A 23,204-nucleotide genomic window follows, 5' to 3' on the forward strand; every position below is an offset into this window, starting at 1 on the left:
TCCAACTTGAAACTAACGGAACCGTCCCATTTTCGGTCACTTATGTCCGGAAGTGTCGGGACCAGACGCTCCCGAACCCGCAAATAAGTGAACCCTGGCACATGGCACTGATTTGGCTCGAAAGGGCAACAAATCCAGCACCCATGCTTCATAACTACTTTAAGATCGCCCTTCGCAGCCTGATGCGAACCAAGGTATACTCCCTCATCAACATCTCCGGCCTCTCGCTGGGTATAGCCTGCTGCCTGCTGCTGTCACTGTATGTATATGACGAGTTCGGATACGACAGCCACCATGCACGGCTCGATGACCTGTACCGGATCGATACCCAGTTCGAAGCCAACCTGGTAGGTTTCGACAAGCTCGGCAGCGTCTCGCCGCCCATACCCATGACGTTGAAAGAAGAGCTGCCTGAGATCGAGGTTGCAACCCGGCTTGTTCCCTCTTTCAGCAACCAGAACCTTATCCAGTATGAAGGCAACAAATTCTACGAGCCGAACGCGCTGGTAGCCGACTCCACACTTTTCGATGTGCTCACCTATGAGTTCACAGAAGGTAATCCGAAGAAGGCACTGGCCGATGCCAACACCGTGGTGATCTCGGAGGCCATGGCAAAAAAGCTCTTCGGCAGCGAGCCGGCTCTGGACAAGAGCATCCTGATCAGCCAGGGCGGTGATCCGGTGAACTACAAGATCACAGGGGTATTTAAAAAACCAAAAAGTTTCCTGGATGTCAATTTCTTCACCTCCATTATGAGCGAAGGCTCCGGTGCTTACGTTCGCAACGATCCGGAAGCATCTAACGAATGGGCTGGACAAAACTTCGTGGGGGGCTATCTCAGGCTGGCGCCCGGGCACTCCAAGGAAGCGGTAGAGAAAAAGATCAACGAGGTGCTGGTCAAATATGGCTCGGAAGACATGAAGGCGCTGGGCATCACCAAGACCCTTTTCCTGGAACCTGTCAAGGATATTTACCTGAAGTCACAGGTAGACAAGAGCCAGCGCATCACGTACATCTATGTTATTGTTTCCATCGCACTGTTCATCCTGGTGCTGGCATGCATCAACTTTATGAACCTTTCTACCGCCAAGGCAACCAAACGTGCTTCGGAGATCGGTATCAGAAAGGTGATGGGCGCCTTCCGCAGCAGCCTGATCCGGCTCATCCTCGGCGAGGCCATGCTGGTGGTTATGATCTCCATCATCATCAGCATTCTGCTGGTGCAGGCAGCGTTGCCTGTATTTAATCATTTGTCGGGTAAAGAGATCACGTTCAGCGGTGGCAATATCATTTTCTTCGGAGCAGCGCTGATCATCCTGACCATTGTTACCGGAGTGGCTGCGGGCAGTTACCCCGCTTTTTACATCTCGTCTTTCCAGCCGGCAGAAGTGCTGAAAGGAAAGTTCAAGCTCAGCAGTGCTTCGGGTACGCTGCGGCAGGCGCTGGTGGTATTTCAGTTCGTGGTAGCGATCGTGCTGGTTTGCGGCATGCTCGTGATCTCGCGCCAGCTTTCGTACATGAAGGATAAAGACCTCGGCTTCGATCCGAATGCAAAGATCATTGTTCCGCTGCGTACGGCCGATGCTAAAAAGAAATACGAGTCCCTCAGGAGCTCGCTTGAACAAATGAGCGCTATCAAGGGCGTCTCAGCCGTCACCTATCCTCCCGGCTCCAATATCTTCAACGACATGGCCTTTTACCTGGAAGGTGGGAACATGGACAATGCCATTCTCAATCGCCGCAACAATGTTGATGCGGGTTATCTCGAGCAGCTCGGCATCAAGCTGATCGCCGGCCGCACTTTCTCACCTAACCGCGAAAACGAGTCAAAAGGCAACCTCATTATCAACCGTACCTCCGCCAAAAAATTCGGGGTCGAGCCGGAAAAGATGATCGGCCAAAAGCTCTATTTCGATTGGCAGGGGAAGACGTATTCGTTCCAGGTGATCGGCGTTATGGAAGACTACAACCAGACTTCCCTGAAGGATCCCATCATTCCGATCGCTTTCGAGGTCCCTGAAAGCCAGGACCGGTATGGCAACATGATCGTGAGTGTCAACACCCAGGCGTTTTCCGAGACCATCGCGCTGATCGAGGATACCTGGAAAAAACAGGTGGAAGACGCGCCATTTGAATACACGTTCCTCGACGACAACATCCAGCAACAATACGAAGAAGACCGGCGCATCTCTTCGATCATTACCTACTTCACCGCGATCGCCATCATTATCTGCTGCCTTGGCTTGTATGGACTCTCTTCATTCATGGCTGAAAGGCGTCTGAAAGAGATCGGTGTAAGAAAAGTGATGGGCGCAACCGTGGCACAGATCATGAGTATGATGTCGAGGGAGTTTGTCAAGCTTGTGCTGCTGGCATTCGTGATCGCCTCTCCCCTGGCGTGGTATGCCATGAACCAATGGCTGCAGGCCTTCGAATACAAAGTTGCCCTGGACGTCACCATTTTCATTCTCGCAGGATCCGGCGCCGTGGCCATAGCGTTGCTCACGATCAGCTATGAGTCACTGAAGGCTGCGAATGCAGATCCGGCAAGAACGTTGAGGAACGAGTGAAAGAGTCCACGGTCCTCAGACGACGGACCACGGCTGGTTCAGTGGAGGTCAATTGACCGTACTTCATATGTTGTGCCTCATACTTTCCAGGGAGCACAAATTTATGATGTTACGCTACATGGCTGTGGTCTGTGGACCGTCGACCGTGGACTTATTTCACGTCTGGCAGCGAAAAACTAAAAGTAGCGCCTTCATTCACTTTTCCTTCGGCCCACACCCTGCCGCCATGCCGGGTCACAATTCGCTGCACCAACGCCAACCCTACTCCGGTGCCGGCAAAATCTTCTACGCGGTGAAGGCGTTGAAACACACCAAACAGCTTGTCGACGTACTTCATATCAAATCCAACACCGTTGTCCTTCACATAAAAAACAACCTGGTCCTGCTCGCGGTACGAACCTATTTCCACTACCGGGTCTTCTTTTTTGGCTGAGTACTTTATCGCGTTCGAGATCAGGTTGATCCAGACCTGCGAGAGCAGCTTGGGATCTGCATAGACCGCCGGCAAAGTATTCACATTGATCTTTGCCTTGTGCTGCATGGAGATGCCTATTTCAGGTAGTATGTTTTTTCTGAGCTGGCTTTCAGTGTTAAACTCCGTCTTCTTTACTTCCTGCCGGTTCAGCTTCGAGAATTCAAGGAGATCATTGATGAGGTCATTCATCCGGGCAGCATTCTGCTGAACGATGTCCAGGTTCCGCCTGGATTCTTCATCGAGAGTCCCGCCCAGGTCTTCGTCCAGCATCCTTGCGTAACCGATCACAGACCGGAGCGGTGCACGCAGATCATGAGACACTGAATAAGAGAACGCTTCCAGCTCCTGGACAAGCTCATGCAGCTGATCGTTTTGCGACGCGATCTCCTCATTCATAGCCTGGATCTCCATGGTGCGTTCGTTCACGAGCTTGTTAAGCGCCGAATTGGCAGCCTTGAGTCGAACAACCCTGTATCGGTACACTGAAAATATCAGTGATAAAAAAACGAGCGCTCCCACGATCCGGAACCACGGTCGTTCCCACAAAGGCGGAATGATGTCTATGGTTAACAAGACTTCGCCCCGACTCCAGTTTCCACCGGGTCTTCCTGTTCGGATCTTTAGCTCATGAAGTCCACTGGGCAGATTGATCAGCTCCAGGCTCCGGCGATTCCCGATGTCATACCATGTTGTATCCTTGACGGCATATTGGAAATGATGCTTCTGCGGATACCTGAAGTCGATGGCTGTGAACGTTACGCCCACATCATTTTCTTTCCAGCCAGAAGTTACAGCACTGGTAAACAAAACGTTTTTCAGGCTATCGCTTTCTTTAAAGGCCAGCGGTTTGCCGTTGATGGTGATGGATGTTCGCAGCACCGGAGGAACCACATCGGGTTTCAATACTTCTGCGGGATCGAAGAAACTTAGCCCGTTCACACCTCCGAAATACATTTTTCCCCCGGGCGATCCGAAATAGGCGCCCGTATTGAATTCGTTGCTCTGCAGTCCATCGAAAAAGTCGAAATTCCGGAACTGTGCCCGGCGCGGATCAAAAGCCGAGAGACCGAGATTGGTACTTAACCAGAGGATGCCGGAACGATCTTCAACGATGCCGTACACTACATTATTGGGCAGTCCGTTGTCTTCTGTGTATGTAGTGAATGTGCTGTCCGTATTGAGCTTGCTCAGTCCGCCGCCCCACGTGCCAACCCAGAGATCTTTTTTGCTGTCGCGGAAGATCGATTTCACAAAGGAAGCGTGAAGTGTTCCCGGTACATCGTTGCGCGCCGTGAAGTGCTGCATCAATTGTCCGCTCCTGTCATAACGTTTCAGGCCGTCTTTACAGCCAACCCATACGTGGTTCTCTTCCACCAGCAGACTCGAGATCTCTTCGGGCAGATCTTTTGCTGCAATAAACAAGGTGGTTGCTCCCGAGGTCTTGTTAAAGAGATAAATACCGTCCAGCCTTGTTGCCACGATCAGGCTGGTATTGTCCCATTCCGCGAAACTGTAGACGCCTCGTAGCGTACTGTTTCTGCTCACGAGCTTGTTGCCGGAATACTGCATGAGGCCCATGGAGGTAGATACCCAGATGTTGTTATCACGGTCGGAGATGATCTTGAAGATCTGAAAAAGATCACGATCGCTGGAGAAGTGTTTCGCTGATTTCTTTCTCAGGTCAACTACGTCCATACCGCGGGAAGTACCCACCAGCACCGTGCTGTCATCACGTGTAAAAATTGCCGAGACATAATTCCCGGACAACGGTATAGAGGTCTGATCGTTTAAATAGGAGAACCTTGCCAAGTCAGGGTTGAACTTATTCAGTCCATAGCCGAAAGTACCCACCCAGATCACATCGTCGCGGGTCTGATAAAGCACCCTGGCGCGGTCTTCGGAGAGGCTGTTCTCGTTAAATTTATCGTGATGCAGCACATACTTTAAGGCATCGTTGTTATCCAATACGATCACTTTATAGGTAGCTACCCACAAGTCTCCGTTGCGCACCCGCGTCACCTCGGTAACCGGTGTGGCAACGATCTGTTCGAGCTTCTGCTGCGCCTGATCATAGCTGTAAAGGCCACCGGATGTCGACAGGTAAACCTTGCCATTGGAATCGAAGTCAATACGATAAACGCTGTGATCTTCCAGCAACGTTTTCCAGTCGGGCTCTGAGGCCGGTCTGACGAATACACCTTTGGCAGTTGCAACCCACAAGCCATGCGCGGACGTCCAACCGGCATGTGCCACCCGCATACCTTTAAATTTTCGGAGGTCGTCGTCTATAAAGAACCTTCCCTGCTTCCGGTCAAAGCTTACAAGGCCTTTATTGGTCGATAGCAGCGCCGTGTGCGCTCCTGTCAGCAGGATATGGTTGACGTCAGTATCCCACAGCTCCTGATCGGCCGGAACAAAATTCTGAAAGCTGTTGCGCCGGTAATCATAGATGCTGATGCCTCCGGTCGAGCTTATCCAGATATCACCCGACCGGTCTGTTGTGAGCGACCAGATCTGGTTAAATTGTAGCGAAGTGGAATCATTCTTATCGCGCCTGTAGCGGTGGAATTCCAATCCATCGTACCGGTTCAGGCCATCTCGTGTTCCAACCCAGAGAAATCCGAACTTATCCTGGATCATACACCTGATATCGGATTGTGAAAGGCCGTCGATCACGGATAACCGGTCAAACCGGATGTTTTCCTGGGCCATACACAGGTATCCCGGCATCAGCACTAAACCAAAGAATATGGCCCATATTCTGATCCGCAAAAAAAGACTGTAAGAACCGGCCATTCCGCTGATGCGTTTAACTACTTCGATGTTAAGAAAAAAACACAACAACAGAAAGCCTGAAATTTGATAGCATTGGGAAATCAGGCATTGGGGGCCATCACCAACATCCTCGCAACATGGCGTATGGCGTTTTTGATTTCGAGCGGAATGCCTCGGGAAAGGTAAGCGGATTGAAAACTACCGCAGGCGGTGGAGTGCAGCGTCTGGAAGCAGTCGTCGGACCACTGCTAGTGCGCTGGCCTGCGCGCAGTGGTCTGACGACTATCGCCTCACCCATGTTGGTGCTCTTCACCAACATGCTAACATGCCAACATGCACACCACCTAATTGTTGTTCACGTTCCTGATCGCCATGATCTCATTTTTCAGCTCGACAAAAGCAATGATGATGTCGTCAAGATCTTCATCGTCAAATTCAATGAATTGTGTCTCGCCTTCCACTTCAGTGTCGATCTGCATCATGACGGATTGTCTTTCATGATCCGCAAACAATTCGAAGCCGGTGCCTTCTTTGTCATAGAATTTTAGTGCTTTCATGATCTGATGGTTTTGTTTAGACCAAGATACGTGACAAAACTCAGGCAGGTTCTTTTTAAATCAACAACTGGTAAACAAATTGTCCACAGTCCACGGACCACGGTCCACGGCTGTACCGTGCCGTAACAACTTCCTGTGCCCCTTAGACAAAACGTTGAGCCATTGCACGATGTTAATAATTATTCACCGCGCTAACTGTGGACTGTGGACTGTCGACCGTGGACTCTTTCCTACTTCCTTTCAACCCTCACTTTCTCTGCTGTTTTATCGTCAATCACTTCCAGAATATAGATTCCGGGATCAACCTTGGAAAGGTCGAGCACGAACGATGTACTGTTGATCTCTTTTTGCTCGATCAACGTAAGGCCATTCAGATCCATTAGCCGGATCGTATTTATTTTGTTTTTGGATTCAACATGCAGCTCGCCATCCGTTGGGTTGGGGAAAACACTGAAAGGGCTTTCTCCCGGATCGCCAGCGCCGCAACCTTCAACCAAAGCAATGAGGCCACCACCGGCATGCACTTCGAAGCCTGCATTGAGCTCGATCCTGCCGCCCGCTGTTAAGGTGGCGTATCCGTCTTTTTCCACTATAAATTGTTTACCCTCCGGGCAGAATATCGCACCGCCCGACGTGTAGACTACCTGTTGGCCCGCAGCAATGGTCTCTGACGACAGGTAATAAGCTTCTTCGCAGTCTTGTGCCATCGACCGCAGGGAGACCAGCAGCAATGACATGAGCACCGACAGGTATATGTTAGCCCGTGCTGTTTTTCTTTTGATCCGATCCATCGCAGCGATCATTTACCGGTTTCAAGTTTGGCCAGCTTCTCTTTCAGGTCAGCTACCTGTTTCTGCAACGCTTCATGCTGCTGATGCTGGTCGATGAGGTATAAGGTGAGCTCTTCGATCTTCTCCAGCAGCTTTGCGTTCATGGCAGCCACGTCCACACCAGTCTTCACCACTTCCTCAGCTGCGGGAACGTTTGGCAAATGATGGTTCTCTTTTACGAAGCCGGCTACTTCCGATAAGGGCATGAGCTTGTAGTCAGGCGCAAACACATAGTCGGCCCATTGTGTGCTGTTGGCGAGGGCGATCACCACTTTCTCCGTGAGGATGCCATCTTCAACATACAGTTTGTATGTGCCGGGTGTGGTGAGCGAAGGGTCGCCGATCCTGGTCTTACCGTTGCCATCGATCTGCAGCCTGCGGTTGCCATTGCCATCGGCGAGAATGATGTTGTTGGTGAGGCTTGAAGGCAGGCCCGTAACATTAGCACCGATGATGGTGTTGCCATATCCCCCAACGATACCCCTGCCGGTGTTGTAACCAACCGCTGTATTGTTACCGCCGCCTGACAGATCGTACAGGGCGTAGCTGCCGATACCTGAATTGTAAAAACCGATCACATTCGTTCTCATGGCCCATGCCCCTACCGCAGTATTCGATTCGCCGTACGTATTGCCGTAGAGTGCGCCCGTTCCCATGGCAGTATTGTAACTCCCGGAAGAATTGGTGTAGAGGGCATTGTAGCCACTGGCTGTATTATAACCTCCTGAATAGTTGTTATACATGGATGCTACACCCGAGGCAGTGTTATAGTTTCCATGGTGGTTGGTGTATAACGAGCTTACGCCGTAAGCGCTATTGGAAAACCCTACGTCGTTGTTAAACATGGCGTTCGATCCGGTGGCCGTATTCAGCACGCCGTTGGTATTTTTCAGCAGGGCATAGTATCCGATGGCGGTATTTTCGTTCCCGATCACATTGTAATAGAGCGCCTTGAAGCCAATACCGGTGTTGTATTTTCCGTTGGTGTTGAAATACAGCGCGTAATTGCCAAAAGCTGCATTATAGATCCCGTTGGATGTAGTGTTATACAGGGCCAGGGTGCCATAACTGGTGTTAAGCTGTGCCCTGGCCTGTGTTACCCCAATCAGCCCGATTGTAAGGAAGAACATTAATCTTTTTACATTCTGTGTTTTCATATGGTTATTAGTTGGTAAAGCACGGGTTCAGATCGACGCATGATCTGCCCCAAAGGTGGGCTGCCGGGCGCTGCAACGCTTGCCCTACAGTGGCGAATGCTTTAACAATAGTTCCAGAAAAGCTTCAGAACGCAAAAAAACAGGTCATCCGCTGATCTGCCTGCTTTTCATATAATCGGATGGGGATTGGCCATAAAGCTCTTTGAAGCTGCGGGTAAAGTACGACAGGCTGCCAAATCCAACGGCAAAGGCAACCTCCGTAACATTGCCACCCTGCTGTTCCAGGAGCTGCGATGCGCGCTTCAGGCGATAGTTGCGCAAAAACTCACCCGGAGGCTGGTCGGTGAGCGCTTTCATTTTGCGATGAAGCTGGGTCTTGCTCATCGCCAGCAGGTCCTGCAGCTGGGGCACGCCGAATTCAGCCTGCGCGAGGTTATCTTCAATGGCTTTTTCCACTTTTTCAAGAAAGCGGCGGTCAATGCTGGTGATGGTGATACTTTTCGGCTCGAGGGTGATCTGCTGACTGAATTTCTTCCGGAGCTGATGACGCTGCGCGATGAGGTTCCTGGTGCGCACCTGCAATTCGCGGGCATCAAACGGTTTGGTGATGTAATCGTCGGCACCGGTTTCGAGGCCTTCGAGCTTGTTCTCCCGTCCTTCTTTGGCCGTGAGCATGATCACCGGTATGTGGCTGGTGCGCTCATCGTTCTTAATGGCTTCGCAAAATGCCATCCCATCCATCTGGGGCATCATGATGTCGGTGATGATCAGGTCGGGTATTTCGTTGAAGGCGATGTCGAGCGCTTCCCTGCCATTGGTAGCGACCCGCACCGCATAAGTGTTCTTCAGGCGCTCCGCGATAAAGTTGCGCATGTCTGTATTGTCTTCCACCACCAGGATCGTCTCCCGGTCTGTTTCACCATTGACGCTATCGTTCCCCAACGCTTCTTTTCCCGCCAGGGACCGTTGAACCAAACTTTCCGGCAGCGATATTTTCTCCGGCGGCGCTGATAACACTTTCAGGGGCAGGCGTACTGTAAAAGTGGTTCCTTTTCCTTCCTCGCTTTGCACAGCAATCGTACCCTGCATCAGCGATACCAGCTCTTTCACCAACGACAGGCCTATACCCGTTCCTTCATAGGAGCCTGCCTGGTCTTCGGCCTGGTAGAAGCGGTCGAAAATGCGCGGCAGGTGCCTGGAACCAATACCTCTGCCGTTGTCAGATACCTCGATGGTCAGCACTGAATCCTCAAAGCCGGCTTTAAGCGCCACTTTCCCCTGGTTGGGTGTGAATTTAAAGGCATTCGAGAGCAGGTTGTACACAATCGTTTCAAGCTTATCGTGATCAAATGCCACAAATAAAGGCGTTTCCGGGATCTGCGTGTTGTACGTGATGTCATGCTGCTGCGCATACGACCCGAACGACGAGCCAATAACCCTCATGAGCCCGGCGAGATCACCATCTTTAAGATCGAGCTGAAGGTTTCCTGAATCCAGTCGCGACAGATCCAGAAGCTGGTTCACCAGCCGCAGCAAACGATTTGAGTTCCGCAAGATCATCTCCGCATGGCCTTCGGTCAGCACTTCTTGCGGATGCTGCAGCCATGCTTCAACAGGCCCTTTGATCAGCGTAAGCGGTGTTCTGAACTCATGCGATATGGACGCGAAGAACTGAGACCGCATGGCATCCACTTCCCTCAGCTTTTGGTTCACCGCTTCCTGTGCCTTCAGCAGCTCCCGGTTCTTCTTACGCTGCTGGCGCTGCACAGAATAATAGAAGGCGCCTGCCAGCACGATCACGCCCAAACTTCCCGCCAGGATATTTCGTGATAATGACTGGATCCTGTTATCGCGTTCGAGCAGCTGAATGGCTTGTTCCTTTTTATCGGTCTCATAACGGGCCTCCATGTCGGCGAGCTGCTTCGTTTTTTCTTCTGTAAAAAGGCTATCCTGAAAAGTATTCTCGAGCAGGGCATAGTCCAGGGCCTTTTTATAGTTGGCCCGCGCGGTTTCCAGCAGCACCAGCTCGTGGTAGATCTCGCGGTTCAGCTTTTTATTACCCAGTTTTCCCGCGATCACCAGCGCTTCTTTAAAAGTTGAGTCCGAGCGTGGGTATTGTTTCGTGAATTTGTAGATCTCGCCGAGTCCCATGAGCACAATATACTTCCGGTACTGGTCGCCGGAAGCATTCACCTGTGGCAACGCCTTGTTGAAATAGGTCAGCGCGCTGTCATAGGAGCCTGTTGCCACCCAGAGACTGGCCATGGTAATGTACGACTGGGTCATGGCATACGCATCGTTCAGCTGTTTCCGGATGGCCAGCGCGGCGCGGTAGTATTTGATAGCTTCATCATACTTATTGAAACTGTAGCAAAGCGAGCCCAGGTCGTTATAGTTGTAGGCGATGTTGCGTGTACGTCCGGTCTTCTGGTTGATGGCAAGGGCTTTCAGGTAGTATTCTTCCGCTTTCGCGAACGTTCTCCATTCGGTATGAACGAGGCCCAGCATGGAATAGGAATCAGCCATGCCGTTGTGGTTGTGGGAGTCTTCATACACTTTCAGCATTTTGAAAGCGAACGCTGCTGCCTGCTCATAGTCGCCTTTGATCCAATAATAAGCCGAGATGTATTTGTACGCCCGGCCAATGCCATAGGTATATTTCAGCTTTTCGGAAATGTGCAGGGCCTCTTCTGCCAGTTCTTTGTTCTTCTCCGGATTGGAAGTGTGCTCGGCGTGGCACAGCTGGATCATGATGTCAACCCTGGCGGTATCCTGCTGCGGATGGTTCTTCAAGAGAACGTAGAGGCTATCCAACATTTTATTCTGGGCCGACAGAAGTGTGGAGAATGTTAACAGAAGGGCTGTGATGGCGGATCTCATGAGCAGGGTTTATTCCACCGTCAAAGTTAGACATTGAAAATCAAAAGCGTACTTATTTTCCCTTAACAGCTTTTATTTGCAGACGGTTGAATGTTCCAACAGCTATGTAATGTATGAAAACACCTGCAAAACCGGGCTTCTTCCGGTACGGTGGCACTGTCAGTTTTGCTTCCATTAACAAAACCTGAGTTCAATATGCCGGATGTTAACTTATTGTAAACGCTTTTCTGCACAGCGCTCCGCCACGAATTGTTATTTTCAGATTGACTTTACAGCACTTTGTGCTTATTATGGGAGAGTTATCCGGTAAAGTTATTCAGCCCCTCCTATACAATGATACTGAAGGAACTTGAGCGTTACTTTATTGCTCCCCGCCATCATGCTGACGCGCCCCTGTTCTACCGTTATAAGCTACTGCTCAACGCCTCGGTCTTCACCAGCCTTTTTTCATCACTTTACCTCATTGTAAGCATCGCCATCCGGTTCCAGCCAGGGGTCTACCTGATGATCTTCAATGTTGCAGGGTTCCTGCTCCTGCCCTTTCTCATGAAGACCCGCATGCCCATTCGTACCATCGGTAACCTTTACGTAACGACCGGTACACTGGCCGTGGTGATCCTCATCGGGTACTCGGGCGGCATCGAGTCACCGGTATTTCCATGGCTCATCGCGCCGCCGGTGCTGGCATTGCTCACCGCTGGAAAAATGGATGCGATCGCCTGGGCTACGGTGTCACTGGCCTGCATCACCACGTTCATCGTGTATACCATACCGGGCAATCCTTTTCCGGTGCGCTACCAGCATGATACCCGGTTGTTCTTTGTTTTGTTAAGCTCTTCCGGTGTTGTGCTCATCGTGGTAACCATCAGTATGATCTTCGAGAGCAACACGTCAAAGGCACTGGCGTCACTTACGCAGCAGAAGAAGGCGCTGCAGGAATCGCAGGAAGAGCTCGCGGCCAGGCACCAGGAGATCGTGGAGAAGAACAATACGCTGGCTGCACAGAAAGAGGAGCTGCTGATAACGTCGGAACAGCTCAAAGAGCTCAATGAAAAGAAAGATTACCTGATGGAAGTGCTTGCCCACGACCTGAAATCGCCGCTGGCCAACATCCAGGGATTGATCGGCCTCATCAACACCGACCACTTCCAGGCTGGTTCGGTCGAGAACGACGTGGTGAAGCTGATCGTTGACTCGTCGCGGAAATCACAGGTGCTGATCGATAAGATCCTGAACTCGGAAAACCTCGAAAACATTGTCTACAACCTCAGGCTGGAGACCGTGGATGTATCGGCGATCGTAAGCAAAGTAGTTGATGGCTTCAGGGAGATCGCCGCGCGGAAGAACATCCAGATCAAGCTGCTCATCGATGCCACGCAGCACTGCATGGCAACAGCAGACAAGGTTTACCTGGTGCAGGTCTTTGAGAACCTGTTGAACAATGCCATCAAATTTTCGCTGCCGGGAAAACAGGTTTTTGTTTCCGTGATCTGCAACGGAGCGCTTGTGCGAACCGAAGTACGCGACGAAGGACCTGGCATTGCGCAGGACGAGATGCACATGCTGTTTAAAAAATTCAAAAAGCTGAGCAACAAACCCACGGCCGGAGAGAGCTCCAGCGGACTTGGATTGTCGATCGTAAAACACTACACCGAGCTGCTGAAGGGACGCGTATGGTGTGAAAGTGAACGTGGTCAGGGTGCGAGCTTTGTTGTAGAGCTGCCATCATCCTGACAGTAATCGGTATTCAGTAATCGGTTTTTGAGTTTCCAGTCACACCGTTTGTTACCGATTACTGATTACCGGCTACTGTTTACCGATTACTGATTACCCCCTAACTATATATGAGCAAAACGGTTATTATTATCGGCGGCGGTGTAGCCGGAATGAGTGCGGCACACGAGCTGGCCGAGCGTGGCTTCAAGGTGAAAGTTTACGAAAAGCAATCGCTTTACGCCGGTGGCAAAGCACGCAGCGTAGATGTGCCTGACTCGGCCTCAGGATCCAACAGGGCACTTCCTGGAGAACATGGCTTCCGCTTCTTTCCCGGTTTCTACAGGCACATCACCGATACCATGAAAAGGATCCCCGTAAAGGGCAACAAGGAAGGTGCGTTCTCCAACCTGGTGCCTACACAAAGGGTAATGATGGCGCGGTTCGATAAAGTTCCCCTGGAAACCATCGTAAGCTTTCCCAGAACGCTGGAAGATCTGAAAGTAGCCCTCCAGGCAGTGTTCCACTCCGATACCGGCCTCACGGTAAGCGATGCTGATTTCTTTGCTGAAAAGTTGTGGCAGCTGATGACCAGTTGTTATGAGAGAAGAGGTGGCGAGCTGGAACGCATCGGGTGGTGGCAGTTCCTGGATGCCGACCATCGCAGCGAACCGTTCAGGCAATATTTTGTAGGTGGTATCACCCGCACGCTGGTGGCCGCGCAACCGAAGGAAGTGAGCACCAAAACCGGCGGGGATATTCTGCTGCAGCTGCTTTTCCTCATGGGCAACCCAAAGGCTTATCCTGACCGTGTCCTGAACGGTCCTACAAATGATGCCTGGCTCGATCACTGGAAAGCGTATCTTCAGAGCCTGGGCGTTGAATATTACCACGATCATACAGCAGTACGCATCAATACCGACGACAAGGTCATCACTTCCGTGGATTTCAGGAATGGAGACAAAGAACAAACTGTGAACGTGACTGGTGACTATTTTATCTCGGCAGTGCCGGTGGAAGTCATGTGCAAGCTGCTGAACGATGGCCTGCTGAAGCTCGATCCCTCGCTGGCGTTCATCGGGGAGCTTTTCGATGACACCGCGTGGATGACGGGAATCCAGTTTTTCCTCAATGAAGATGTGCAGATCACCAAAGGCCACGTGATGTATACGGACTCTCCCTGGGCCCTCACCTCCATTTCGCAGCTGCAATTCTGGAAAGGTTTTGACATCAGCAAATTCGGCGATGGCAAAACAAAAGGTGTTCTTTCTGTGGACATCTCCGACTGGGACAACCCCGGACTCCTCAATAAAATAAGGGCGAAAGATTGCAGCAGGGAGGATATCATGAAAGATGTTTGGGCCCAGCTCAAGCGAAGCCTCGTTACCCAAGACGGCAAGTGTTTGCTGAGGGACGATATGCTGGTAACGTGGTACCTGGACCGCGACATTGTTTTTCCGGGGAATAACAGCACCAACGAAGAGCCTTTGCTGGTGAACAAGGTGAACACCTGGTCGCGACGGCCGGAAGCCTACACGGATATCCCGAATTTTTTCCTAGCCTCCGACTACGTGAGAACGTATACAGACCTTGCCACGATGGAAGGTGCCAACGAGGCGGCCAGGCGCGCCGTGAACGCCATCATTGAAAGAAGTGGCGTAAGGGCAAAGTACTGCACCATCTGGCACCTGCATGAGCCCGACCTGTTAGCCGTTTACCGCTGGCACGACAAGCAAAGATTCAAAAAAGGATTGCCGTGGAGCAAAGAGGTCCCCTGGATCATTCGCGCCATTCACGCTGTTCTTCACATATTCAATAAAACCTTTAAACATGACCCCATTCCAACCCGAAACTAAAAAAAGAACCTGGCTCGTGCTGGGCATCATGGCCCTGAGCATCATCGCACTGATTATCGACAGCGTCCAGCAGAAAGGGTGGATCAGCGCCGGGCAGTGGGGCTACGGCTTCTCAGGCTTGTTCCTGGTGGTGGCATTGGTAACAAAAGACGGTCTGCTCCTTCGATTCTTCCTGTTCTGCATCATCGCAGGGTTCGCCGAGCTGGCCTCCGATGCGTGGCTGGTAAAGTATACCGAGACACTCACCTATCCACCGGGTGAGCCCATGATCCTGTACTCTCCTGCGTACATGCCCTTCAGCTGGACCGTTGTGTTGATGGAAGTAGGTTACATCGGCTGGCTGCTGTCGTATCGCTGGAACATCGCGAAAGCAAGCCTCGCCCTGCTATTGTTCGGTGCTGTGCTGGTACCCCTCTACGAAACGTGGGCTATCCACGCGGGCTGGTGGAGCTATCACGACACCCCCACGATCTTTAAGGTGCCGCGTTATGTGATCCTCGCTGAAGGCCTGCTCATGATCACCGTGCCTTACATGCTGCGCAAAGTAGAGCTCTCAAAACCAGCAGGCATTGTGCTTTGGGCACTCATAGAAGGTGTTGTGATGCTGGTGGCGTGTTTTGTTGCCTATGGACTGGTGGGATGAGATGGTCTTCTACGTTCGATATTCAAATCAGAGCACCGTACCCGAATGTGACACCGCTTTCTCTTCGGGCTCCGGTGCTTCAGTTTGCTCCCTCCTTGTCATTTCGGTCACCCATCCCTCACCTTCCGCGGCCAGGATCTCTTCGCAGTTGCTGATGAACTGTCTTTGTTTTTCGAGGTCGTGTTTTTGGATGCGGCTGCCTTTGGACCACAGTACCATCAGTTGGTTGGCCATCACCTGGTAAGACATGCTCAGGTATTGGTAACGGCTGGCGGCTACAAACGAGGTGATCGATGCCGTGGCAGTGCTGATGAACGCTACCCATACCGAAAGATGGGCGTATTGTCCACTGGCTCCTAACGACCCGAGAACGAAACCTGTCACACTGAGCCCAACACCTGCCCACGTTGCATAACGCAACCACTTCGCATACTGTGCAGCTTTGGGTGAATAATAGTCATACGCCTGGCTTTTGATCCTGTCGCGGAGATAGTCGTCAAAGGAATATTCCTCAGACGGAACACCTTTCAGTTCTTGGTCTTTGGATGGCAACAGCTGCGGAATGGAAGACAAAGACCGGATCAGGTCCTCTGCTGTCTTGAATATGAGCACATCGTCTTCAGGGTTTCCGTACGGCGACACCTTCAGCAGATAGCGGTATGCATGTGACTTGCATTGCTGGGCAGCTGCCCTCGCCTGGATCCACTTTTTTTCTTTGCCGCCCGAAAGTATTTTGCTGCCCGCATAACCTGCAATACCTACGGCGGCAGCGCTGATCCATCCCGCCAGTTTCCCATAAGGCCCGGGAAATTCCTGGCTTAAGATGGCTGCAAGAGCTCCCGTAATTGTTAATACAAGCGCCGCAAATCGCCATAGGGAGATCTCTTTTTTCAGGTGCACGGCGGTATCAGCCCAGCTGCGGTATTGGCTCCAGATAAAATGCAATGTAGCATCGGGGCCTGCTGATCGTTTCATAGTCTCTCTGTTTATCTGTTATGGTAAATCAATTCTGAAATAGCTCCAATTAGTAATCGGTATGCAGTATTCAGTAATCGGTTTTGAGAGCATTGTTACTGATCACCGATTACCGATCTCCGATTCAAGCGGAAGTTAAAAATCTGAAAACACATCCCGAAGAAGAATGAGCGACTGCCCTCACCAGGTGAGCAAACGGGCTGTATGGGTTAGCGAAGAGATGTTCAGTGTCTGCTTGCCAGGATCTCGCGGGCCGTTTCACGCATGGTGCCGCTTTCATGGAACAGGCATGCACGGATCTCGCTCCTGCATTCGTCGTCTTGAAAAAAGTGCTCGAGGAACTGCAGCGCGTGGGTCTTGGTGCCGAGCCCGATCTTTGCATAGTCTTTGTACAGGATGTTGACGGCGCGGTGGGCGGCGGAGAGCTTTTGCTGCGGAAAGTGCTGGCTGAGCCGCTCCACACTTTTTTCGAGGGGCATTTTTTCGATCAGTGGGAACACGATGGCGCGGATCTCTTCTTCAAACGTGTTGGCTGCTATTTCCAGGGCAAAGATATAGTCGTCGGTGTCATTGTTGTCAGCAAGGTTATTCCTGATCAGCTTCACCGTGGATGGTCCATAGCTAAAGCCTAATAAGGTGAACAACATACCCATGTATTCATTCTTTTCCGCTTGCAGCGCGGAGAGCAAAGGTGCAGCGGTGACATGGTGGCGGAGGTCGAGCATACTGGCATGAATCCAGCAAAGCAGACCGGCAACCTCGGTGATCTTTCTGGCCACTACAACATTGTTAGTAACAGTGGTAGTAAAATTGAGCTCCGACAACAGCTTCACAGCAGCCAGTTGCACTACCCTGCTTGGATAGTCCAGCTTGTCGCATAACAGCGCAACCGCTTTTGTACCAGCATACTTCGCATAGGCTTCCAGTATACGAAGCTTGAGACCCGTTGAACTGGTTTTGTAGAATATTGCCTCCAGCTCGTCGGGCGCCTCTCCACTGCCGGATGCAAGGGCGTGGATCCCTCGGTCTGTTGCCTCCGACTCCGTATTGCGCGGGTTGTCGGCTGCATGCGCCTGCCAATCCGAAGGCGTTCCTCTTGCTGCAGGTACTGATCGCAGGTCGCGGCGCAGAAGCAGTACCTCCTGCAGCTTTTGTTTATACGCCGAATAGACCGATGAAATGAGCCATGGCCACCCGGCGAGCACGATCACAACGACATACATATACGCTAACAGCCCCGCGGTCTGCCACACGAGCAGTGCGTGAATGGCAGCCCCTGCAGCAAGGTTACCGATGGCGGCAGACATACCTTCTATCTTGCCCTGCACGCGGGCACGCAATGCCGGAGAAACAGGCTGATAGAGCAGCTGAACACTGGGCGCGTGAATGCCATTGCTCACGGAACGCTCCAGCAGCTTACAAAGCGCTACCACTGAAAAATAAAAGTAGGTAACCGTACCCCAGCCCCCCGCAACGATGGCCACCAACGCCGCGAATAGCAAACAGATGCACAGGCATGACAAACCCGTTCGCAGCCCGTAGTGACGCAGCACCTTGCTGAACACTACCGATTTCAGCAGCAGCTCTGCCACGGAGATGGTGCCCAGAAAGAACCCCATGAACGTAGCCACGGCCTCCACGTTGCCAAATTGCTGGCGGGTGAGGCTGAGGAACTGGAAATCGATGAGGTAGAACAGAAAGACCGGCACCACGGAAAAAGGCAACATGAGCCTGAAAAAATTGTCTTTCCGAACCTGGGTACTCTTCACAGGCTTCTTTTCCACCGGGGCCGCTGACAGCACCTTCGGATACTTTCTGATAATGTTCAGCACGATGAAGACGCAGCCTGTTACCGCAGCGATCGAAATGGCGAATAATCCGGCAGGTCCAATGGCCGGCAGCAATACGGGCACAGAAAAAAAACCGATGATGTTGGAGATCACTTCCCCGGAATTGATCATGCCGAATAAACGTTTGCCCTGGCCTACGTTGAACAACTGCGAGGCTATGCTCCAGAAGGCTACATTCTTGATGAACATAAACGCCGCTACCCACACCAGCAGGGCCATCGATACCGTTTTGCCCGGGTAAAGAATATGATTCACGGCCAGCACAGCCACAACCACCACCAGCACGATGAGCATGGCCAGCACCGTCGTTGAAAAAGCAAACCGTGACCGCAGGCGCTCATACGAGAGCCAGAGCGCAAGGCTCAACAAACCCGAGAAGATGTAGGCATTGGGCAGCGCCGTACTTTCAAAGCTGACAAGGAAAGACGAAATGGAAACAGTGAAAAAAAACGACAGTGCTATGCCGATAAAAAAAGAGAACAGCAACAGGCGTACGATAACCCCCGCCTCACCGGGTTCGATGTTCAGGGTCCTGAGCAGAAAATCGCCAAGTTGCTTCATCGTGTTACCGGAATCCGAGACTGATGCCTCCTTCTATCCTGATGGGGTCCTGCGGCGTAGCATAAAAGGAATCCTGCCCAGCCGCTGCGTTGTAATACCGCGCGTTGGTCAGGTTGCTGAACCGGAGCGTTGCACCCAGGTCAAACATTTCGTTCTCTACCAGCCTGTACCGGGCAAATGCATTCACCACGGCAAAAGCGTTGTTCTGAAGGAAGTTTCCTTCCGCATCCGTGATCACGGAGTTCGATTGCGTTCTGAAGATCAGCCGCGTGGAAAGCGAGAACCTGTGAACACTCCAGTCTACCGAAGCTTTCACGGTGTGCCTGGCGGTAAGCGTCAATGGTTTTCCGGCAATGTCACCATTGGTGTGCGCATAAGACAATTGCAGGTTCAGGTTGTGTGGCGCGATCTGGTGCACCGACGAAATGTTGAACGCGCCGCCATACATGTGCGCAAGGCCCTGGTTGATGGCTTTTTCCACATATGTCACGTCAACACCCTTAAAGGTTCCAGATCCTGCAGGCGATTGAATGTTGATGAGGTCGCTGATCCTGTTGTAGTAGGCATCCACTGAAACAGTAAGCCTGGTGTTCAGGAACACGACAGCGCCACCTTCCAGCGACGCAAGCCTTTCCGGTCGCAGCGCGGTGTTGGGAATATGGAAGAATGGAGACTGGAGCCCGGTAACGCTGCCGTTAGTGACAGCAGGTTCGAATGAGCCGAACGTTGAATACGCCTTCCAGGGTGACGGCGCCAGGAATGCTGTTCCGAATAACAGCTTTGCCTTGATCTTCGGCACTGGCGTCACTACCACACCCAATCGCGGACTGAACACACCACCAAACCGCGTATTGTGATCAAACCTGCCGCCCAGCGTGAGCTCAGTGAAAGGCACAAGGGTTGAATTGAACTGAACATAAGCGCCGTAGTTCTGGTAGTTGAGGTAGTGAAAGTCCTGGGCAATGCGCAGCGATCGTCCGTAGGCGTCGACCGTATCGGTATTCAGGTAATAAATGTCCTGCCCCGCAGCGGGTGTCTTCACATCGTAACGGAACGGAAGGTCTGCGGTCTTCGGAAGCGCGTTGAGGTCCTCAAACGACACACCGCAGATCATGGTGGTGCTTCTGAACAGGTCACGCTCATACTGTTCTTCGATCTTGTGCGATCTGCTGAACTGGTATTTGTAACCCTTCTCATATTCCGTATACCGGTTCATGAACTTGCTGTCGGGGTCAAGCGCTCCCTGGCCCGACGTCAGGTAGCTCTTCAGCGCCCACCGGCCATCGTCTGCCGTAACGGTATGCCTGGCATAGATCGATTGGAAGGTCTGGGCAATGAAAGCATCACGCGTATAAAGCGTATACCGCGGATCGACGCTCACGGAAGAGCAATGCCTTTCCATGTTGCGTGAAGCTCCGATCTCAAAGTCTTTAAAAATAAGCTTGCCGCTGACAAAATACGAAAACGTTGGCATTTCAAATTTCCGGTCGCCAACGCCGCTGACCTGCTTCGGCTCACCGTTCACGTCTACCAAACCTTCGGGCAGGTATTGCTCACGATACCAGGCGAACTCGCTTTTATACAGGTTGTAAAAATCCGGTTCAGCCGAATGATAATATTGTCCTGCCAACGTAAGGCTTACATCGCGGGCGGGGCTTGCTGCCAGCAATGCCGAATGATCGCCGGTGTTGTAAGCACCAAACGATGTGCTCAGGTTATACCGTCTCACGTCGGTAGCGTCAAGCGTGATGATGTTGATGATGCCGCTGAACGCGTCCACACCATAGAGGGCGGAGCTTGGCCCGAGGATCACCTCCACCCTTTTGGCATTGACAAGCGAGTAGTTGGTGCCCAGCGTATAAGGGTCGCCCGTAGGCGGTGTAATGCGCACGCCATCCAGCATGATGATGAATTTTTCGTTGCCCGCAATACCCCTGATGGAGACCACGTTCCTGAATTCGGAGATCGAATTTTTCTGGATCTCGATCTCCGGGATGTCTTCCAGCAGGTCGATCAGGTTGCGATATCCCCGCATGAGGATCTGTTCCCGTGTTCTTACATAAATAGTGGTGGGCGCATCGGAAGACCGTTGGGCGCGTTTGGTGGCCGTGGTCACGATCTCGTCAGTGAGGTTCTCGTGTTTAAAGGTCTCCTTTACTTCGTTAAAACGTTCAACAAAGGTCAGGGGCTCTTCCGACGGATCGGGCGTATACTCCGGCTTGGTGCGTAACATCTCGCGGATGTAGTACGCGGCACTGTCATAATAGTCGTTGGCGATGTAGATCTTCGCGAGAAGCTTGTGCACCTGAAATTTCTCATTATCATTTTTGATCGCCGGAAGGCACGTTTTCAATATGCGGGATGCTTCATCAAACTGACCCAGTGCATACTTTTCACTCGCAGCGCTCCTGCATTCGGTTTGCGCGTGCAAAGTCCAGCACATAACCATACCGGCGACCAGGCACACCAACGTTGGGTGTTTCATACAAAATGCTTTTTTATTGTCCATTTTACTCAGGTAGTTGCCAGGTACGATTTACGAAGTACGAGGTACGATTTCTGTATTTACTTCTTGCCTATTGCCCGCTGCTTATTTCTACTTATTGCTTATTGCCTACTGCCTTTTGCCTACTGCCTTTTGCCTACTGCCTACTGACCACACGGTCTTTCAACACTAACACCCTCACCAACATAGGTTCGCCACTCTTCCGAAGTAAGACCACGGCTTACTTTTCCGCAGAGCATGCGCGCCAGACGATCGCTATCGGGTACCCATGACCGGATCACCTTATCCTCTCCGGCGGAGATCACGGTATGACCATCCGACGAAAAATCAACGCTCCAGATCCACCCGCCATGCTCCTGCAGCACAATGGGCTCGAGGTCGGGGTTCCGGGTATCCCACAACCTGACGGATCCGTCCAGGCTTACAGTAGCCAGCACGTGACCCTCGGGACTGAAGGCAATGCCCGTAACCGCCGAGGTATGACCCGTCAGCGACGCCACGCGTTGGTTGGTGGCAACATTCCATAATGAGACAGCGCCGTTGTAGGCACCGGTGGCCAGTAACTTGCCATCGGGACTAAAAGCAACGGTCATGATCCTGGATCCTTTTACGTCGAGCACCACGGGTGATGTGCCCGTGGCCCGGAGGTTGAAGATCCTTAGCTTCTCCTCACTGACCACAGCAAGTTTTCCATCCGTGGAAAGCGAAAGCGATGTGATCCTGGAATTGATCTTATCTGATAAGACAGTTTGATCGGCAGGCTGGGCCAGGTTGGTGATCCTGATAAAACCATCGGCCCCACCGGAGATGATGTGCGACGCATCACTGAACAACACCGCGTTCACAATTCCTTTATGACCTTTGATCACAAGGGCGTTATCTTTTGCTGACCGGTCCCACACAACAAGGTTCCCGGCAATATCGCCTGCAGCCACATACTGCGAACCATAGGCCGCTATGGATCGTATCGCCTGACCCGTGGGATTCACGAGCTCCCGTTGATCACCTGGCGCCACGGTGTTCCAGATCCGAACCGTTTTATCATCGCTGCCCGATGCGATCTCTTTTCCATCGACCAGTATTTTAATGCAGCGCACGCCCGCATTGTGGCCCCTGTAAATTGTTCTCGGGTCACCCGACTGTGAGAGCGCACGATAGATATCAGGATCGAACGGATGACCACCGTTGCTCACATTAAACAGATGGGCCTGCAGCGCGAGCAGGGCACCCAACTCATGGTTGCCATTGCTGTGCTCCCGCAACGATTGTATGGCCAGCGATTGCCCGAGCGCAAGCATTCTCAGCTTGATGGCCTGGGCCCGGTTGGTGTTTGCTTCACGAAGGGCTTTACCGGCATTGGCTCTTTCCTGGACGGCGGATCGCTGATACACTTCAGCAGAGTCCTTGAACTTATCAGCTTCCGCTTTCGTGGCTTCGGCAACCTCGAGCGAGATCCGAGCCTGGTCCAGGGCTTTCTTTTCCTCCTGCCGCGAGCGGTTGGCTTCCTGGCTGGCAGCTTCCGCATCCGCCAGCGCACGTTTGGCTTGGTCAAGCGCTTTCTGCTCTTCTTCCTTCGCAGACCGGGTTTCCTGCTGGGCGTGTGTGGTCTCCGACTTCGCCGTCACCACCTCTCCCTTTTGTACCACGATCACGATGAGCATCAGTATGGAAACGATGGCCGCTGTGCCGAGAATGATGGCGAAGAAGCGCATGCGCCTGATCTTCATTTTCTCCCGCGTGCGTTGCTGAAGCGCTTCGAACTCATCCTGCCTTTTGCTTTCCTTGAGGAACCCGATGGCCCTTTCGAAGGATGGATCGTAACGTTGTGCCCAGTGGCGGTTCGGGCGGGTCTCGTC

Annotated in this window: 13 protein-coding genes; 4 read left to right on the top strand and 9 right to left on the bottom strand. The window is 52.1% G+C overall.

What is annotated here, in order from left to right:
* The first annotated feature begins 101 nt into the window (after positions 1-101).
* The gene (locus KK083_RS31025; protein ID WP_254170049.1) at positions 102-2,570 is read left to right on the top strand and encodes an ABC transporter permease; all 2,469 of its coding nucleotides are present in this window, start codon (positions 102-104) and stop codon (positions 2,568-2,570) included.
* A gap of 151 nt (positions 2,571-2,721) precedes the next feature.
* On the opposite strand, the gene KK083_RS31030 is transcribed toward KK083_RS31025, so the two are convergent.
* From KK083_RS31030 to KK083_RS31050, 5 genes are all read right to left on the bottom strand, one after another.
* Positions 2,722-5,841 (bottom strand): two-component regulator propeller domain-containing protein, encoded by a 3,120-nt coding sequence (locus KK083_RS31030; protein WP_254170050.1) that lies wholly within the window; start codon positions 5,839-5,841, stop codon positions 2,722-2,724.
* Positions 5,842-6,164: 323 nt separating this feature from the next.
* Positions 6,165-6,377, bottom strand: a complete 213-nt coding sequence (locus KK083_RS31035) for a hypothetical protein (protein WP_254170051.1) — start codon at positions 6,375-6,377, stop codon at positions 6,165-6,167.
* Between the two features lie 230 nt (positions 6,378-6,607).
* Positions 6,608-7,168, bottom strand: a complete 561-nt coding sequence (locus KK083_RS31040) for a T9SS type A sorting domain-containing protein (RefSeq protein ID WP_254170052.1) — start codon at positions 7,166-7,168, stop codon at positions 6,608-6,610.
* A gap of 8 nt (positions 7,169-7,176) precedes the next feature.
* The gene (locus tag KK083_RS31045) at positions 7,177-8,364 is read right to left on the bottom strand and encodes a hypothetical protein (protein WP_254170053.1); all 1,188 of its coding nucleotides are present in this window, start codon (positions 8,362-8,364) and stop codon (positions 7,177-7,179) included.
* 144 nt (positions 8,365-8,508) lie between these two features.
* A complete protein-coding gene (locus tag KK083_RS31050; protein WP_254170054.1) occupies positions 8,509-11,244 on the bottom strand; it encodes a hybrid sensor histidine kinase/response regulator transcription factor in 2,736 nt (911 codons plus the stop codon).
* Between the two features lie 333 nt (positions 11,245-11,577).
* Here KK083_RS31050 and KK083_RS31055 point away from each other — a divergent pair, with 333 nt between their 5' ends.
* From KK083_RS31055 to KK083_RS31065, 3 genes are all read left to right on the top strand, one after another.
* Positions 11,578-12,978 (top strand): sensor histidine kinase, encoded by a 1,401-nt coding sequence (locus KK083_RS31055; RefSeq protein WP_254170055.1) that lies wholly within the window; start codon positions 11,578-11,580, stop codon positions 12,976-12,978.
* 110 nt (positions 12,979-13,088) lie between these two features.
* On the top strand, positions 13,089-14,813 hold the full coding sequence (locus KK083_RS31060) for a hydroxysqualene dehydroxylase (RefSeq protein ID WP_254170056.1): 1,725 nt from the start codon (positions 13,089-13,091) through the stop codon (positions 14,811-14,813).
* Positions 14,788-15,456 (top strand): DUF6989 domain-containing protein, encoded by a 669-nt coding sequence (locus KK083_RS31065; protein ID WP_254170057.1) that lies wholly within the window; start codon positions 14,788-14,790, stop codon positions 15,454-15,456. Before KK083_RS31060 ends, KK083_RS31065 begins: the two co-directional genes overlap by 26 nt.
* 27 nt (positions 15,457-15,483) lie before the next feature.
* On the opposite strand, the gene KK083_RS31070 is transcribed toward KK083_RS31065, so the two are convergent.
* From KK083_RS31070 to KK083_RS31085, 4 genes are all read right to left on the bottom strand, one after another.
* Complete coding sequence (locus tag KK083_RS31070) at positions 15,484-16,431, bottom strand: DUF4231 domain-containing protein (protein ID WP_254170058.1); 948 nt, start codon at positions 16,429-16,431, stop codon at positions 15,484-15,486.
* Between the two features lie 224 nt (positions 16,432-16,655).
* A complete protein-coding gene (locus tag KK083_RS31075; RefSeq protein ID WP_254170059.1) occupies positions 16,656-18,842 on the bottom strand; it encodes a hypothetical protein in 2,187 nt (728 codons plus the stop codon).
* 4 nt (positions 18,843-18,846) lie between these two features.
* Positions 18,847-21,327, bottom strand: coding sequence for a porin family protein (locus KK083_RS31080; protein WP_254170060.1), 2,481 nt, complete (start codon positions 21,325-21,327; stop codon positions 18,847-18,849).
* Positions 21,328-21,491: 164 nt separating this feature from the next.
* A partial coding sequence (locus tag KK083_RS31085) for a WD40 repeat domain-containing protein (protein WP_498366320.1) occupies positions 21,492-23,204 on the bottom strand: 1,713 nt, incomplete at its 5' end.

The organism is Chryseosolibacter histidinae (assembly GCF_018598225.1).
GTDB lineage: Bacteria > Bacteroidota > Bacteroidia > Cytophagales > Cyclobacteriaceae > Chryseosolibacter > Chryseosolibacter histidini.

What these genes read in the sequence shown, in the direction of transcription:
- KK083_RS31025 (WP_254170049.1), top strand. Translation starts at nt 102, where the DNA reads ATGGCACTGATTTGGCTCGAAAGGGCAACAAATCCAGCACCCATGCTT.
- KK083_RS31030 (WP_254170050.1), bottom strand. Translation starts at nt 5,841, where the DNA reads ATGGCCGGTTCTTACAGTCTTTTTTTGCGGATCAGAATATGGGCCATA.
- KK083_RS31035 (WP_254170051.1), bottom strand. Translation starts at nt 6,377, where the DNA reads ATGAAAGCACTAAAATTCTATGACAAAGAAGGCACCGGCTTCGAATTG.
- KK083_RS31040 (WP_254170052.1), bottom strand. Translation starts at nt 7,168, where the DNA reads ATGGATCGGATCAAAAGAAAAACAGCACGGGCTAACATATACCTGTCG.
- KK083_RS31045 (WP_254170053.1), bottom strand. Translation starts at nt 8,364, where the DNA reads ATGAAAACACAGAATGTAAAAAGATTAATGTTCTTCCTTACAATCGGG.
- KK083_RS31050 (WP_254170054.1), bottom strand. Translation starts at nt 11,244, where the DNA reads ATGAGATCCGCCATCACAGCCCTTCTGTTAACATTCTCCACACTTCTG.
- KK083_RS31055 (WP_254170055.1), top strand. Translation starts at nt 11,578, where the DNA reads ATGATACTGAAGGAACTTGAGCGTTACTTTATTGCTCCCCGCCATCAT.
- KK083_RS31060 (WP_254170056.1), top strand. Translation starts at nt 13,089, where the DNA reads ATGAGCAAAACGGTTATTATTATCGGCGGCGGTGTAGCCGGAATGAGT.
- KK083_RS31065 (WP_254170057.1), top strand. Translation starts at nt 14,788, where the DNA reads ATGACCCCATTCCAACCCGAAACTAAAAAAAGAACCTGGCTCGTGCTG.
- KK083_RS31070 (WP_254170058.1), bottom strand. Translation starts at nt 16,431, where the DNA reads ATGAAACGATCAGCAGGCCCCGATGCTACATTGCATTTTATCTGGAGC.
- KK083_RS31075 (WP_254170059.1), bottom strand. Translation starts at nt 18,842, where the DNA reads ATGAAGCAACTTGGCGATTTTCTGCTCAGGACCCTGAACATCGAACCC.
- KK083_RS31080 (WP_254170060.1), bottom strand. Translation starts at nt 21,327, where the DNA reads ATGAAACACCCAACGTTGGTGTGCCTGGTCGCCGGTATGGTTATGTGC.